Source organism: Pseudoalteromonas sp. MMG013, assembly GCF_018100885.1.
Classification (GTDB): domain Bacteria; phylum Pseudomonadota; class Gammaproteobacteria; order Enterobacterales; family Alteromonadaceae; genus Pseudoalteromonas; species Pseudoalteromonas aurantia.
This window is the reverse complement of sequence record NZ_JAGJEE010000145.1, coordinates 1-307: the sequence shown is the minus strand read 5'-3', so window position 1 is coordinate 307 and position 307 is coordinate 1. Positions and strand designations below refer to the sequence as shown.

At 42.0% G+C, this 307-nt stretch carries 1 pseudogene; it reads right to left on the bottom strand.

Going from position 1 to position 307, the window contains the following annotated elements:
• Positions 1-42: 42 nt before the first annotated feature.
• Positions 43-307, bottom strand: a pseudogene (locus J8L98_RS24735) (transposase); the annotation flags it as partial.

Here is a 307-nt window from a genome sequence, read left to right as displayed (position 1 = left end):
TGGTGCATTGGTTATCTAGAGATTACCTTGATAGCCTAAAAATTAAGCCAGTAGCTTTTCACATTGCTTATAATTAGCGCGCCGTTTTATTTCTAGGCTCGCACAATAATTATCTAGCTTTTGAGGTCGCCCTACTGCGCCATGGAATACTTTGGTAAATTGTGTGGTGAGTTTTTGCCAGTTTTCTGGGGCTATGTTGAGCCTGTCTAAAATTGGGGAGTTGATTGGGTTGATAGCGCCGCGCTTGTCTGTTCGCATACATCGGCCAGTTAATTCTACCAGTTCTAAGTAGGACTTTAATTCAAAC